Here is a 13,066-nt window from a genome sequence, read left to right on the forward strand (position 1 = left end):
GCGGGGGCGTTGCGGCGGCGTGGCCGGCGCACACGTTCGTCTGCCTCGCCGCCCCGATGGCTGTGAGCCCAGCCCCGGCCCTCAGGCGCCGGTGGGGCCCAGCGCGGCGAACTGCAGGGCGAGCCCGTCGACGAGGGCGCGCAGGCCCGTCTCGAAGGCGCCCTCGTCCACCTGCTGCCGGCGTTCCGCGAGGAGGTGGGCCTGACCGAGGTGCGGATAGTCCGCCGGGTCGTACGCCGAGGGGTCGTCGACGAAGCCCCGCGCGAAGGAGCCCAGGGCGGAACCCGCCACGAAGTACCGCATGAGCGCGCCCACGCGGGTGGCGTGGGCCGGGGGCCAGCCGGCGGCCGTCATGCCGCCGAACACCGCGTCGGCCATGCGCAGGCCGGCCGGGCGGCGCCCCGGGCCCTGGGCGAGGAACGGCACGATGTGGGGGTGGGCCGCGAGCGCGGCGCGGTAGGAGCGAGCCCAGGCGACGAGGGCGTCCGCCCAGTCGCGGCCCTCGTCGAACATCGAGAGGTCGACCTCGGAGACGACCGCGTCGGCGACCGCGTCCAGGATCTCGTCCTTGGTCGTGAAGTGGTTGTAGAGGCTCGGCCCGCTGACGCCGAGTTCCGCCGCGAGGCGACGTGTGGAGACGGCCTGCAGTCCCTCGGCGTCCACGAGCGCGAGTGCCGCGGCGACGATGCGTTCGCGGCTGAGCAGGGGCTTGCGGGGGCGGGCCATGCGGCACATAGTAGGGGCTGTCCCAAGAAAACTAGCAGTGGTAATTTATCGCCTGACCGAGGTGTGCCATGGATCTTGAGCTGTCCGAGGAGCAGGCCGCGGCCCGTGCGCTGGCCGCCGAGTTCACGCGGCGCGAGATCGCGCCGCACGCCGCGGCGTGGGACCGCGCGGAGGGCGTGGACCAGGGCATCGTGGGGAAGCTGGGCGCCCTGGGCTTCCTGGGGCTCACCATCCCCGAGGCGTACGGCGGCTCGGGCGGCGACCACCTGACCTACTGCCTGGTCACCGAGGAGCTGGGGCGCGGCGACTCCTCGGTGCGCGGGATCGTCTCCGTCTCGCTCGGGCTCGTGGCGAAGTCCGTCGCCCACTGGGGCACGGAGGAGCAGAAGAGGAGCTGGCTGCCCCGGCTGGCCTCCGGAGACGCGGTGGGGTGTTTCGGGCTGACCGAGCCCGGCACCGGCTCGGACGCCGGCAACCTCACCACGCGGGCCCGGCGCGACGGCGGCGACTATGTGATCGACGGCGCCAAGATGTTCATCACGAACGGCACGTGGGCGGATGTCGTCCTGCTCTTCGCCCGCACCGGCGACGCCCCCGGCCACAGGGGTGTCAGCGCCTTCCTCGTGCCCGCCGACAGCCCCGGCCTCACCCGGCGCGAGGTGCACGGGAAGCTGGGTCTGCGCGGCCAGGCCACGGCTGAGCTGGTGCTGGAGGGCGTGCGCGTACCGGCCTCGGCGATGCTCGGACCCGAGGGGAAGGGCTTCTCCGTGGCGATGTCCGCCCTGGCCAAGGGGCGCATGTCGGTCGCCGCCGGGTGCGTGGGCATCGCGCAGGCGGCGCTGGACGCCGCCGTGGGCTATGCGAAGGAGCGCGAGCAGTTCGGCCGGCCGATCGCCGCGCACCAACTGGTGCAGGAGCTGCTGGCGGACATCGCGCTCGACGTGGACGCGGCTCGCCTGCTGACCTGGCGGGTCGCCGACCTCATCGACCGGGGCCTGCCCTTCGCGGCGGAGTCGTCCAAGGCGAAGCTCTTCGCGAGCGAGGCGGCGGTGCGCTGTGCCAACAACGCGCTGCAGGTCTTCGGCGGCTATGGCTACATCGACGAGTACCCGGTCGGCAAGCTGCTGCGGGACGCCCGCGTGATGACCCTCTACGAGGGGACGAGCCAGATCCAGAAGCTGCTCATCGGCCGGGAGCTCACGGGGGTGTCGGCCTTCTGACGGGGCTGCCCGGCCCCGACCGACCGCTCGGTATCTAAGCGCTTGCTCAGCGCCGGGTAGGGTGTCCGCCATGAATGTGGAGGAGGAGCGGTCGCAGCGGACCGAGGCGTGGAACGGGATCACCCCCGAGGCCGCCCGGCGACTGGTGATCGCCGCGGTCGAGGCGTTCGCGGAGCGCGGCTACCACGCCACGACCACGCGCGACATCGCCGGCCGGGCCGGCATGAGCCCCGCGGCGCTCTACATCCACTACAGGACCAAGGAAGAGCTGCTCTACCAGATCAGCCTGGTCGGGCACCGGCTCTCCCTCGGGCTGCTCCAGGACGCCGCGAACAGCGCGGGCGGCCCCGCCGACCGGCTGGCCGCGGCCGTGCGCACCTTCGTCCGCTGGCACGCCGAACACCACACCACGGGCCGCGTCGTGCAGTACGAGCTCGGCGCGCTCGGCCCCGAGCACTACGCCGAGGTCGTGGAGCTGCGCCGGGAGAGCGAGGCCGTGGTCCGCTCGGTGCTCCACGACGGCGTGCGGACCGGGGAGTTCGACGTGCCGGACGTCCCAGGGACCACGGTCGCGCTGCTGTCGCTGTGCATCGACGTGGCCCGCTGGTTCAACCCCGGCGGGCGCCGTACGCCGGACGGGATCGGGGCGCTGTACGCCGACCTCGCCCTGCGCATGGCGGGGTACGCGCCCCGTCAGAAGTAGAAGCGGACGACCGTCTCCGCGACGCAGACCGGCTTGTCGCCGCCCTCCCGCTCCACCGTGATCCCGACGACGAGCTGCGCGCCGCCGGGCACCTCGCTGACGTCGCTGATCCGGCCGGAGGCGCGCAGGCGTGAGCCGACCGGCACAGGGGCTGGGAAGCGGACCTTGTTCACCCCGTAGTTGACGCCCATCCGCACGCCCTCGACCCGCAGCAACTCCGGGGTGAAGGAAGGGATCAGAGACAGCGTGAGATAGCCGTGCGCGATGGTGGAGCCGAAGGGGCCCTGGGCGGCCCTCGCGGGATCCACGTGGATCCACTGGTGGTCCCCGGTGGCGTCCGCGAACAGGTCGATCCGCTTCTGGTCGACCTCCAGCCAGCCGGTCGTGCCGAGGCCCTCCCCGATGGCGGCCTTCAGTTCGTCGACCGAGGTGAAGATCCTGGCCTCTGCCATGCATGCCTCCCGTGCTGTCCAAGCGCTTGCTCAGCATGGTCTCCCCGGTGGAGCGCTGTCAACGCCCGTACCCGGCGCGTACCGAGGGTGTTCGTCCGTTTTGTGACTACCTTTCATCTCTGTGTGTCCCTGTTCGCGCTGGTTGAGGAGACGGAAGTGGCCGAGGCCCCCACGGAGACCAGCCCGTCCGACGGGCACACGGTGGAGGTCCGGCACGGCGGCGGCACCTCCTCCCCGCCGGCCGTCCGCACCGCCTTGCTGCGTCCCGCGACCTGGCCCCAGACCTGGCCGGCCCTCGCCGTCTACTGGCTGGCCAGCCGGGTGGTGATGCTGGCCCTGCTGCGCAGTGGTCAGGGCGACATCGCCCGCGAAGTGCATTTCCTCTACCGCCACTGGAGCGAGGGCTTCGCGCGGGGGACCTTTCCCGTCGGCGACGTGACGTGGCAGTACCCGCCGGGTGCCGCCCTGGTGATGCTGCTGCCGGCGCTGCTGCCCGGGCTCAGCTACTTCCAGGCCTTCGTCCTGCTCTCGCTCGCCGCCGACGCCGCCGTGCTGCTCCTCCTCCTGCGGGCCGGGACCGGTCGGCCCGGACGCAGCACGGCCGGTGCGTGGCTGTGGGCGCTCGCCCTGCCGCTGCTGATGCACCTGCCCTACGCCCGCTACGACCTGCTGGTCACCGTCGTCGCCGTCGGCGCGCTGCTCGCGCTGCCGTCGCGGCCCCGGCTCGGCGGCGCCCTCGCCGGGCTCGCCGCCCTGATCAAGCTCTGGCCCGTGCTGACCGTGCTCGGCACCCCGCGCGGCCGGACCACCCGGCAGATGTGGACCGCGCTCGCCGTGTCCGCCGGCGCTCTGCTGCTGGTGCTGTGCACCGCCTTCCGCGGCGCGCTCGGGTTCCTGTCCGCGCAGCACCACCGCGGGGTCGAGATCGAATCCCTCGGCGGCACCTTCCTGCACGTTGCCGAGATGCTCGGCTGGCCGGGGCGGGTGGTCGCGCACTACGGGTCGCTGGAGTTCACCGGCCCCTACGTCCGCGAGATCGCCACCGCCTCCCTGCTGCTGACCGGGATCTGCCTGCTGTGGCTGCTGATGTGGCGCGTGCGGGCGGCGCGCTGGACGCCGGCCACCCCCAGCGACGCCGCGCTGAGCGCCGTGCTCCTGTTCACCGTCACCAGCCGCGTCATCAGCCCTCAGTACCTGGTCTGGCTGATCGGCCTCGGCGCGGTCTGCCTGACCATGCGGCAGACCACGCAGCGGCCGGTCGCCGCGCTGATCCTGCTCGCCACCGCCGTCACCACGGTCGACTACCCGCTCTTCTTCGCGGACGTCACCGCCGCCACCTGGCAGGGCGCCGCCATCGTCGCCGTCCGCAACGCGCTGCTGGTCGCCGCCGCGCTCGTCTCCTGCGTCCGGCTGTGGCGCACGAGCGTTCCGCGCCGCGAGCGGCTCGTCGAACGCTCGTAGAGAGGGGTCGTGGGGCTTCCACGGCCTGGTGGCTCGCGGGGGCCGCGCTCTTATTCGTTCCTTGTCTTGGTCGCGCGCTGTTACCCTCGCAGAGACATTGACCTTTCATCGAGGAGACCGGACATGGTGGTGGACGACGACATCTCCGGGTGATACCCGGACAGGACAGGTCACGGGCAGGCGCGCGCAAGCGCCGCCGGCGTGGCCTCGTTGTCGTCCCCTTTCCCGCCCTCCGCCACCACCGGGGCAGAGGTGTCTTCCCTGCCCCTCCTCACGAGGTCACACCCATGTCGCACGCTGCCGTCGTCTGCTCGAACCTGTCCTTCTCCTGGCCCGACGACACTCCCCTCTTCCACGACCTGTCCTTCAGCCTCGGCTCCGGCCGCACGGGCCTGGTCGCGCCCAACGGCACGGGCAAGAGCACGCTGATCAAACTCATCGCCGGTGAGCTGCGGCCCGGTGCCGGGTCCATCTCCGTGGCCGGCGGCCTCGGCTACCTCCCGCAGAGCCTCCCGCTGACGGGAGACCTCACGGTTGCCGAGGTGCTGGGCGTCGCCGCGGTCATCCAGGCCATCGACGCCGTCGCCTCCGGCGACGTCGACGAGAGGCACTTCACCGTCATCGGGGACGACTGGGACATCGAGGAACGCACCCGTGCCCAGCTCGACCGCCTCGGTCTGGCGGACCTCGCCCTCGACCGCCGGCTGCGCACCCTCAGCGGCGGCCAGGTCGTCTCCCTCGGCCTCGCCGCACAGTTGCTGAAGCGGCCCGACGTCCTGCTGCTCGACGAACCCACCAACAACCTCGACCTCGACGCCCGGCGCACGCTCTACGACGTGGTGGAGGACTTCACCGGCTGCCTGCTTCTGGTCAGCCACGACCGCGCGCTGCTCGACCGCATGGAACGCATCGCCGAACTCGAAGGGGACGATCTGCGCTTCCACGGCGGCGGCTTCACCGAGTACGAGGAAGCCGTGCGGGCCGAGCAGGAGGCCGCGGAGAGGAACCACCGCAATGCCGAGCAGGAGCTGAAGCGGGAGAAGCGGGAGATGCAGCTGGCCCGCGAGCGCGCCGAACGCCGGCAGAGCAACGCCGCCCGCAACCTGAAGAGCGCCGGTCTGCCCCGCATCTTCGCCGGCACCATGAAGCGGGGCGCACAGGAGTCCGCGGGCCGGGCGGGCCAGGTGCACGCCGGCCGGGTCAGCGAGGCGAAAGCCCGGCTGGACGAGTCAGGGCGGGCGCTGCGCGACGAGCAGCGCATCTCACTCGATCTGCCCGACACCCATGTGCCCGCCGGGCGCAACCTCTTCCTCGGCGAGCACCTTCGCGTCCGCCTCGGAGACAAGGACGTGTTCGCCGGCCACGGCGTCGACCTGTCGATCAGGGGGCCGGAGCGCGTCGCGTTGACCGGTCCCAACGGCGCCGGCAAAAGTACCCTGCTGCGCCTGCTGAGCGGCGACCTGGCTCCGCTCAGCGGCGAGGTCACGCGGGCCGACGGTCGTGTCGCCTACCTTTCGCAGCGCCTGGACCTGCTCGACCTGGACCGTACGGTCGCCGAGAACTTCGCCGACCACGCCCCGCAGCGGCCGGAGGCCGAGCGGATGAACCTGCTCGCCCGCTTCCTCTTCCGGGGGCCTCGCGCCCATCTGCCCGTGGGGGTGCTCTCCGGGGGCGAGCGGCTGCGCGCCACCCTGGCCTGTGTGCTCTGCGCGGAACCGGCGCCGCACCTGCTGCTCCTGGACGAGCCGACGAACAACCTCGACCTGGTCAGTGTCGGACAGCTGGAGAGCGCTCTCAGCTCCTACCAGGGGGCCTTCGTGGTGGTCAGCCACGACGAGCGGTTCCTGCGCGAGATCGGCGTCGACCGGTGGCTGCGCCTCACCGGCGGGGAGCTGACGGAGACCAGGGCACCCGAGGTGTGAGGAGCGCTCGTGCACGGAGGGCGCGGGACGTCCGACTCGGTGACCGCGCCGGCAGCCGGCCGGGCTCTGCCGGCCGCGGCGAGCGGACCGCGGCCCGCGGCGCTCACGCGCCGTCCCGCCGCCGCGCCCGCGTCCGGTCGCCGTGCTCGGCGACCGGGCCTTCCGCGGGACGATCAGGCCGTGCGCAGCAGCGCACCGCGTGCCTCCCCGAGCGCCGCCTCGCAGAGCACCGGCACCGGCACAACGATCCCGCACCGCCCGCACACCGGCCCCGAGCCGGGGTAGTGGTCGAGCCCGGTCCGCCACCGCAGCCGCTCCTCGCCGCAGACCGGGCATCCCGTTCCCGGCCCGGCGTCGATCGCCGCGATGAGGCGCCGCAGCACGTCGGCCAGCCGGGCGTCCGGGTGGACGCGGGGGTCCTCGCACCAGGCGACCCCGTTGCCGCCCCAGGTGCGCCGGTGCCAGTCGTCGAGCGCGCCGGGCTGCCGGATGCCGGAGTGCTTCTCCTCCTTGCGGCGGGCCGCGAACTCCCGCTCGTAGGCGAGCCATACCGCCCGCGCCTCCTCCAGTTCCGCGAGGGCCGCGAGGAGGCGGGCAGGGTCCGGCTCGCGGTCGTCGGGCGCGATCCCCGCGCCGGCGCACAGGTGGTCCCAGGTCGCGCGGTGCCCGTACGGCGCGAAGCGCTCGAGGCACCTGCGCAGGTAGGTGCGGCGCTGGGTGGGGGAGCGCCGGGGATCGCGCACCTGTCTGGCGAGGCTCCTGAATCCGGCCATGTGTGCCACCTCCGTCGTCGGTGTCGCATCGCTTTCGCATGGACGTAACGGACGGCGCTGCGGATCCATCCCCGGCCCGGCGGGTTCCGGCCGGGATGGCGTAGGGAAGCCGTCCTCGGCCCGAGACCGGCCCCTTCGCGCCACCGCTGCTGTTGCTGCAGGAGATCCAGAGCCCCGACATCGGTGCCCGCGGCGCCTCCTTCGCGGGCCTGAGCATCACGTGGAGCTGGCCGAGGCCAGGACCACGGGTGGAGCGCGACCACCTCGGCCAGGACGTCGCCGGCAGAACCGCCCCACCTACCAGCACACGGCGGCCGCCGTCTCCAAGAGGGGCCAGCCGTCGGCCTCCACCGCCCGCCTCTCCTCCGGCCGCCACCCCGGGCCGGCGCCGCATCGAGCAGCGCCCGGACGGCACCGGGCTCGAGCAGGTTCAGGTGTGCGCCCTGGGGTGAAGCCCACGTCCCCGGAGCCGAAGGGGCCCCGCCCGGGACTCACCGGCCGGGCCCGTCGACGAAGACAACCCGTCGCGCATGGCCCGTGCGGGCCGTGCGGGCCGGTGACCGTCCCACGGCATGCCGGGAGCCGGCCCGCGTGTAGCCCCTTCCCAAGGGCTGAGCGACCGCTTAGTCTGTGCCCCGGAGCCGTCCCGAGGCGAAGGAGACGCGATGGAAGCCCTGCGCGATGCCCGGGTGGTGGTCACCGGCGCCGGCGGCGGCATCGGGGCCGCGCTGGCCCGGGGGTTCGCGGCGCGGGGCGCCCGTGTCGCCGTCAACGACCTGGACGAGGCCGCCGCCAAGAGCGTCGCGGACGAGATCGGCGGCATCTGCGTCCCCGGGGACGCCTCGGTCGTGGTCGAGCCGGCCCGCGCGGCGCTCGGCGGGGGCGTCGACGTGTTCTGCGCCAACGCCGGCATCGGCAGCATGGCCGGGGCCGAGGTCGGCGACGCCGTCTGGGAGCGGGTCTGGGACGTCAACGTCATGGCGCACGTGCGCGCGGCCCGGGCGCTGCTCCCGCAGTGGCTGGAGCGCGGCGAGGGCCGCTTCGTCGCCACCGTCTCCGCCGCCGGGCTGCTGACCATGGTCGGCGACGCCCCGTACTCGGTCACCAAGCACGGCGCCCTCGCCTTCGCCGAGTGGCTCGCCGTCACCTACCGCCACCGGGGTGTGCGCGTCCACGCGGTCTGCCCCGAGGGCGTGCGCACCGGCATGCTGCGCGCGGCCGGGCCCGCGGGCGACCTCGTGCTCGCGCCCACGGCCATCGAACCGGAGGACGTCGCGGAGGCCGTGTTCCAGGGCATCGCCGACGAGCGCTTCCTGATCCTTCCGCATCCCGGGACGGGCGCCTACTACGCGGCCCGCGCCGGGGACACCGACCGCTGGATCGACGGCATGAACCGGGTGCAGCGGAAGCTGGAGGAGGGACCCGGCGCGTGAGCCCGGACGGCAGAGGGATCCGCGAGGTTGAGCGCGGCGCGAGGGGACGGCGGGGAAGCCGCGGGCGCGGAGGGAGGGGCCGCATACCGGTCGGTACGCTGTGCGGGCGCACCGGTACCGAGAGAGGGCAGGCCATGGCACGCAGCACCACCTCACCCAAGGCGACCGCGACCGCGGTACCCCAGCGGCTGCTCGCCGAGGCCACCCGCCTCTTCGCCGAGCGCGGATACGACCGGACGTCGGTGCAGGAGATCGTCGAGGCGGCCGGTGTCACCAAGGGCGCCCTGTACCACTACTTCGGCAGCAAGGACGACCTGCTGCACGAGATCTACGGGCGCGTGCTGCGGTTGCAGATGGAGCGCCTGGAGTCGATCGCAGGCAAGGAGGCGGCGCCGGTGGCCGAACGCCTGGTCGAGGCGGCCGCCGACGTGGTCGTCACCAGCATCGACAACCTGGACGACACCAAGATCTTCTTCCGGTCGATGCACCAGCTCAGCCCGGAGAAGCAGAAGGCAGTGCGGGCCGACCGCCGCCGCTACCACGAGAAGTTCCGCGCGCTGGTCGAGGAGGGGCAGCGAGAGGGCGTGTTCCGGCCGGAGGTGCGGCCGGACCTCGTCGTCGACTTCTTCTTCGGCGCCGTGCACCACCTCGGCACCTGGTACCGGAAGGGCGGGCCGCTGTCCGCCGGACAGGTGGCCGCCGACTTCGCGGACATGCTGCTGCACTCGGTGCGGCAGCCCTGACTCAACCGGGAGCAGACGCATGAAGGCATGGCGAGTGCACGAGAACGGGGAGCCTCGCGCGGCGATGCGCCTGGACGAGGTCGCCGACCCGCAGCCGGGCCCCGGTGAGCTGCTCCTGAAGGTCCGCGCCGCGAACGTCAACTTCCCCGACGCGCTGTTGTGCCGGGGGCACTACCAGGTGCGGCCGCCGCTGCCGTTCACCCCCGGCGTCGAGTTCTGCGGCGAGGTCGTCGCCGTGGGCGAGGGGGTCGCGGGGCACACGGTCGGCGACCGGGTCATCGCCCCCGCCGCACTGCCCGACGGCGCCTTCGCCGAACTCGCCGTCGTCCCGGCCGCGAAGGTTCTGCCGGCGCCCGCCGAGCTGGACGACGCCGAGGCCGCCGCCCTCCACATCGGCTACCAGACCGGCTGGTTCGGCCTGCACCGGCGGGCCGGGCTCCGCGAGGGCGAGACCCTGCTCGTGCACGCCGCCGCGGGGGGTGTCGGCAGTGCCGCCGTCCAGCTCGGCAAGGCGGCGGGCGCCACGGTCATCGGCGTGGTCGGCGGTCCGGAGAAGGCGAAGACGGCGCGGGAACTGGGTGCCGACGTCGTCGTGGACCGCACCCGCGAGGACTTCGTGGCCGTCGTCAAGGAGGCGACCGGCGGTCGCGGCGCCGACGTCGTGTACGACCCGGTGGGCGGCGACGCCTACACCCGGTCCACCAAGTGCGTCGCCTTCGAGGGCCGCATCCTGGTCGTCGGCTTCGCCAGCGGCACGATCGCCGCTCCAGGCCTCAACCACGCCCTGGTCAAGAACTACTCCGTCGTCGGCCTGCACTGGGGCCTGTACAACACCCACGACCCCGCCGCCGTACGCCGCTGCCACGAGGAACTCTCCCGCCTCGCCGCGCGGGGCGCGGTCAGGCCCCTGGTCAGCGAACGCCTCCCGCTGGCGGACGCGGCCGACGCGGTCCAGCGGGTCGCGGACGGCGCGACGACCGGCCGCGTGGTGGTCGTCCCGCGCTGACGGCGTACCGCACGCGTCGTCGGCGTGCGTCCGCACGCCGCCGCTGATGCCGCTGACAGGACGAGGGATGCGGCGGGGAGGGGACGGCAGGTGGTCGGCTGTCCCGCCGTCTCGCGGCCGAAGGGCGCGCGACGGCGGGACACCGCGGCTCCCCGGGACCAGGGTCTCGGGGAGCCGAGCGGCGGAGGCGGGGTCAGGCGTCCCGGGCGTACCGCTTCAGTTCGCGGCGGGCCAGGGAGCGTTTGTGGACCTCGTCGGGTCCGTCGGCCAACCGCAGCGTGCGGGCCGCCGCGTACAGCTCCGCCAGCGGGAAGTCCTGGCTGACGCCGCCTGCGCCGTGCAGCTGGATGGCGCGGTCCAGGATGAACCCGACCTTCTCGGGGGTGGCGATCTTGATGGCCTGGATCTCGGTGTGGGCGCCCCGGTTGCCGACGGTGTCCATCAGCCAGGCGGTCTTGAGCACCAGCAGCCGCAGCTGCTCGATCTCCACCCGGGCCTCGGCGATCCACTGCTGCACGACGCCCTGCTCGGCCAGCGGCTTGCCGAAGGCCACTCGTTCCGTGGCGCGCCGGCACATCAGCTCCACCGCCCGCTCGGCCATGCCGATCAGCCGCATGCAGTGGTTGATGCGGCCCGGCCCCAGACGCGCCTGGGCGATGGCGAAGCCGCCGCCCTCCTCGCCGATCAGATGGTCCACGGGGACCCGCACGTCCTGGAAGACCACCTCGGCATGGCCGCCGTGGTCCCCGTCGTCGTAGCCGAACACCCTCATGCCGCGGCGCACTTCGAGACCGGGGGTGTCGCGCGGCACCAGCACCATGCTCTGCCGGCGGTGCCGGTCGGCGGCAGGGTCGGTCCGGCCCATGACGATGAGGATCCGGCAGCGCGGGTTCATGGCCCCGGAGATGTACCACTTGCGGCCGTTGATGACGTACTCGTCGCCGACCCGCTCGATGCGCGTCTCGATGTTGGTCGCGTCGGAGGAGGCGACGTCGGGTTCGGTCATCGCGAAGGCCGAGCGGATCTCGCCCGCGAGCAGCGGCTCCAGCCAGGTCTTGCGCTGCTCCTCGGTGCCGAACTCGTTGAGCAGCTCCATGTTGCCGGTGTCCGGCGCGGCGCAGTTGAGGGCCGGCGGCGCGAGGTGCGGGCTGCGGCCGGTGATCTCGGCCAGGGGCGCGTACTGCAGATTGGTCAGCCCGGCGCCGCGCTCGCCGGGGAGGAAGAGGTTCCACAGCCCCCGCTCGCGGGCCTTCGCCTTCAGCTCCTCCACGACCGGCGGTGCGCTCCACACGGCCTCTTTCTCGGCCGTCTCGCGCTGCCGCCGGAAGACCGGTTCGGCCGGGTACACCTGCTCGTCCATGAACGCGAGCAGCCGCCCGCGCAGTTCCTCGGTCCTGGCGTCGTAACCGAAGTCCACGGCTCAGCCTCCCTGCTGAAGTGCCCGCAGGCCGTTGTCGATGAAGGCCGGCACCAGGGCGCCGATCCGGTCGAAGCCGGCGCCCAGGGTCCGGCCGATGGTGTAGCGGTAGTGGATGCCCTCGAGGATGACCGCGAGCTTGAAGTAGGCGAAGGCGGTGTACCAGTCGAGCGAGGACACGTCGCGTCCGGAGCCGGCGGCGTAGCGCTCGACCAGCTCGGCCGGTGAGGGGTGGCCGGGCGCGCCCCCGGTGGCGGAGACCGGGGTGCCCGGGGTCGGGCGCAGTTCGCTGTACATGACCAGGAGGCCCAGGTCGGTGAGCGGGTCGCCGAGGGTTGACATCTCCCAGTCGAGGACGGCCCGGACGGTGTCGTCGGCGCCGATGAGAACGTTGTCGAGCCGGTAGTCGCCGTGCACGACCGCCGGGGGCGCGGAGGCGGGCAGGCGCGTGCCGAGCAGCGCCGCGAGCTCGTCGACGCCGGCCAGCTCGCGGCTGCGGGAGGCGTCGAGCTGCTTGCCCCAGCGGCGCAGCTGCCGCTCGAGGAAGCCCTCGGGCCGGCCGAAGCCGTCCAGCCCTGCCGCACGGGGGTCCACACGGTGCAGCGCCACGAGGGTGTCCACCAGCCGCAGCACGACGTCCCGGGTGCGCTCAGGCCCGAGCGCCGCGAGCTGCCGCTCGGTGCGGTAGGGCGTTCCCTCGACGAAGTCCATGACGTAGAAGGGCGCGCCGATGACCGAGGGGTCCTCGCAGAGCAGCACGGCTCCCGGAACGGGGACGGGGGTGTCGCGCAGGGCGCTGATCACGCGGTGTTCGCGGGCCATGTCGTGGGCCGTCGCCAGGACGTGGCCGAGCGGGGGACGCCGCACGACCCAGCGGGAGACGTTGTCGGTCACCGTGTAGGTCAGGTTCGACCGGCCGCCCTTGATGAGCTCGCCCTCGAGTGCTCCCGCCGTCAGCCCGGGCCGCCCGGCGTCGAGGTGCCGCCGCAGCCGTTCCAGGTCGAGCCCTGGTGGGTTCTGCGTCCCGCTCATCATCGCTCCTCGCGCCGTCGAAGCCGTCCCAGCAATCATGCCGACCAGTCGGTATGTCGTCCAGCGCGGCGCATGCCGGTCGAGCGCTGTCCGCACACCCGGATCACGCCCAAGACCGTTCCCTGCCGCCGGGGCGATGACACCGCGCGCACCCGGTGCTCTTCGGACGGGGTGGTGA

General features: G+C 73.2%; 12 protein-coding genes and 1 pseudogene. 8 read left to right on the forward strand and 5 right to left on the reverse strand.

Features of this window, described 5'->3' with window-relative positions; genetic code table 11:
- Window positions 1-81: 81 nt before the first annotated feature.
- Window positions 82-726, reverse strand: a complete 645-nt coding sequence (locus ACRWND_RS05710) for a TetR/AcrR family transcriptional regulator (protein WP_431946566.1) — start codon at window positions 724-726, stop codon at window positions 82-84.
- A 68-nt stretch (window positions 727-794) separates the two neighbouring features.
- Here ACRWND_RS05710 and ACRWND_RS05715 point away from each other — a divergent pair, with 68 nt between their 5' ends.
- Window positions 795-1,946 carry an acyl-CoA dehydrogenase family protein gene (locus ACRWND_RS05715; RefSeq protein WP_431946568.1) on the forward strand — a complete coding sequence of 384 codons (1,152 nt, stop codon included), beginning with the start codon at window positions 795-797 and terminating at the stop codon, window positions 1,944-1,946.
- Between the two features lie 70 nt (window positions 1,947-2,016).
- Window positions 2,017-2,649 carry a TetR/AcrR family transcriptional regulator gene (locus ACRWND_RS05720; RefSeq protein WP_431946570.1) on the forward strand — a complete coding sequence of 211 codons (633 nt, stop codon included), beginning with the start codon at window positions 2,017-2,019 and terminating at the stop codon, window positions 2,647-2,649.
- Here the strand turns inward: ACRWND_RS05720 and ACRWND_RS05725 are convergent.
- Window positions 2,640-3,101 (reverse strand): MaoC family dehydratase, encoded by a 462-nt coding sequence (locus ACRWND_RS05725; protein WP_431946572.1) that lies wholly within the window; start codon window positions 3,099-3,101, stop codon window positions 2,640-2,642. The genes ACRWND_RS05720 and ACRWND_RS05725 overlap by 10 nt on opposite strands.
- Window positions 3,102-3,257: 156 nt before the next feature.
- Between ACRWND_RS05725 and ACRWND_RS05730 the strand changes: the two genes are divergently transcribed.
- Entirely contained in the window at window positions 3,258-4,562 is a 1,305-nt protein-coding gene (locus ACRWND_RS05730) for a glycosyltransferase 87 family protein (RefSeq protein WP_431946574.1), read from the forward strand.
- 287 nt (window positions 4,563-4,849) lie between these two features.
- On the forward strand, window positions 4,850-6,484 hold the full coding sequence (locus ACRWND_RS05735; protein ID WP_431946576.1) for an ABC-F family ATP-binding cassette domain-containing protein: 1,635 nt from the start codon (window positions 4,850-4,852) through the stop codon (window positions 6,482-6,484).
- Window positions 6,485-6,657: 173 nt separating this feature from the next.
- Here ACRWND_RS05735 and ACRWND_RS05740 read toward each other — a convergent pair whose 3' ends face one another.
- A complete protein-coding gene (locus ACRWND_RS05740; protein ID WP_431946578.1) occupies window positions 6,658-7,257 on the reverse strand; it encodes a hypothetical protein in 600 nt (199 codons plus the stop codon).
- Window positions 7,258-7,376: 119 nt separating this feature from the next.
- On the opposite strand from ACRWND_RS05740, the pseudogene ACRWND_RS05745 reads away from it, so the two are divergent.
- From ACRWND_RS05745 to ACRWND_RS05760, 4 genes and pseudogenes are all read left to right on the forward strand, one after another.
- Window positions 7,377-7,530: pseudogene (locus ACRWND_RS05745) on the forward strand (penicillin acylase family protein); the annotation flags it as partial.
- Between the two features lie 392 nt (window positions 7,531-7,922).
- Window positions 7,923-8,690, forward strand: a complete 768-nt coding sequence (locus ACRWND_RS05750) for an SDR family oxidoreductase (RefSeq protein ID WP_431946580.1) — start codon at window positions 7,923-7,925, stop codon at window positions 8,688-8,690.
- 134 nt (window positions 8,691-8,824) lie between these two features.
- Window positions 8,825-9,433, forward strand: coding sequence for a TetR/AcrR family transcriptional regulator (locus ACRWND_RS05755; protein WP_431946582.1), 609 nt, complete (start codon window positions 8,825-8,827; stop codon window positions 9,431-9,433).
- 19 nt (window positions 9,434-9,452) lie between these two features.
- Window positions 9,453-10,439 (forward strand): NADPH:quinone oxidoreductase family protein, encoded by a 987-nt coding sequence (locus ACRWND_RS05760; RefSeq protein WP_431946584.1) that lies wholly within the window; start codon window positions 9,453-9,455, stop codon window positions 10,437-10,439.
- Window positions 10,440-10,632: 193 nt separating this feature from the next.
- On the opposite strand, the gene ACRWND_RS05765 is transcribed toward ACRWND_RS05760, so the two are convergent.
- Together ACRWND_RS05765 and ACRWND_RS05770 are read right to left on the reverse strand one after the other, a co-directional pair.
- Window positions 10,633-11,856, reverse strand: a complete 1,224-nt coding sequence (locus tag ACRWND_RS05765) for an acyl-CoA dehydrogenase family protein (protein ID WP_431946586.1) — start codon at window positions 11,854-11,856, stop codon at window positions 10,633-10,635.
- A gap of 3 nt (window positions 11,857-11,859) precedes the next feature.
- Entirely contained in the window at window positions 11,860-12,888 is a 1,029-nt protein-coding gene (locus tag ACRWND_RS05770; RefSeq protein WP_431946588.1) for a phosphotransferase family protein, read from the reverse strand.
- Between the last annotated feature and the right edge of the window lie 178 nt (window positions 12,889-13,066).

The sequence above is a fragment of the Actinacidiphila sp. bgisy167 genome, assembly GCF_965342175.1.
Lineage (GTDB): Bacteria > Actinomycetota > Actinomycetes > Streptomycetales > Streptomycetaceae > Actinacidiphila.

Excerpts from the sequence above, each read along its gene's own strand:
- ACRWND_RS05710 (WP_431946566.1), bottom strand. The coding sequence starts at position 726 with ATGGCCCGCCCCCGCAAGCCCCTGCTCAGCCGCGAACGCATCGTCGCC.
- ACRWND_RS05715 (WP_431946568.1), top strand. The coding sequence starts at position 795 with ATGGATCTTGAGCTGTCCGAGGAGCAGGCCGCGGCCCGTGCGCTGGCC.
- ACRWND_RS05720 (WP_431946570.1), top strand. The coding sequence starts at position 2,017 with ATGAATGTGGAGGAGGAGCGGTCGCAGCGGACCGAGGCGTGGAACGGG.
- ACRWND_RS05725 (WP_431946572.1), bottom strand. The coding sequence starts at position 3,101 with ATGGCAGAGGCCAGGATCTTCACCTCGGTCGACGAACTGAAGGCCGCC.
- ACRWND_RS05735 (WP_431946576.1), top strand. The coding sequence starts at position 4,850 with ATGTCGCACGCTGCCGTCGTCTGCTCGAACCTGTCCTTCTCCTGGCCC.
- ACRWND_RS05740 (WP_431946578.1), bottom strand. The coding sequence starts at position 7,257 with ATGGCCGGATTCAGGAGCCTCGCCAGACAGGTGCGCGATCCCCGGCGC.
- ACRWND_RS05750 (WP_431946580.1), top strand. The coding sequence starts at position 7,923 with ATGGAAGCCCTGCGCGATGCCCGGGTGGTGGTCACCGGCGCCGGCGGC.
- ACRWND_RS05755 (WP_431946582.1), top strand. The coding sequence starts at position 8,825 with ATGGCACGCAGCACCACCTCACCCAAGGCGACCGCGACCGCGGTACCC.
- ACRWND_RS05760 (WP_431946584.1), top strand. The coding sequence starts at position 9,453 with ATGAAGGCATGGCGAGTGCACGAGAACGGGGAGCCTCGCGCGGCGATG.
- ACRWND_RS05770 (WP_431946588.1), bottom strand. The coding sequence starts at position 12,888 with ATGAGCGGGACGCAGAACCCACCAGGGCTCGACCTGGAACGGCTGCGG.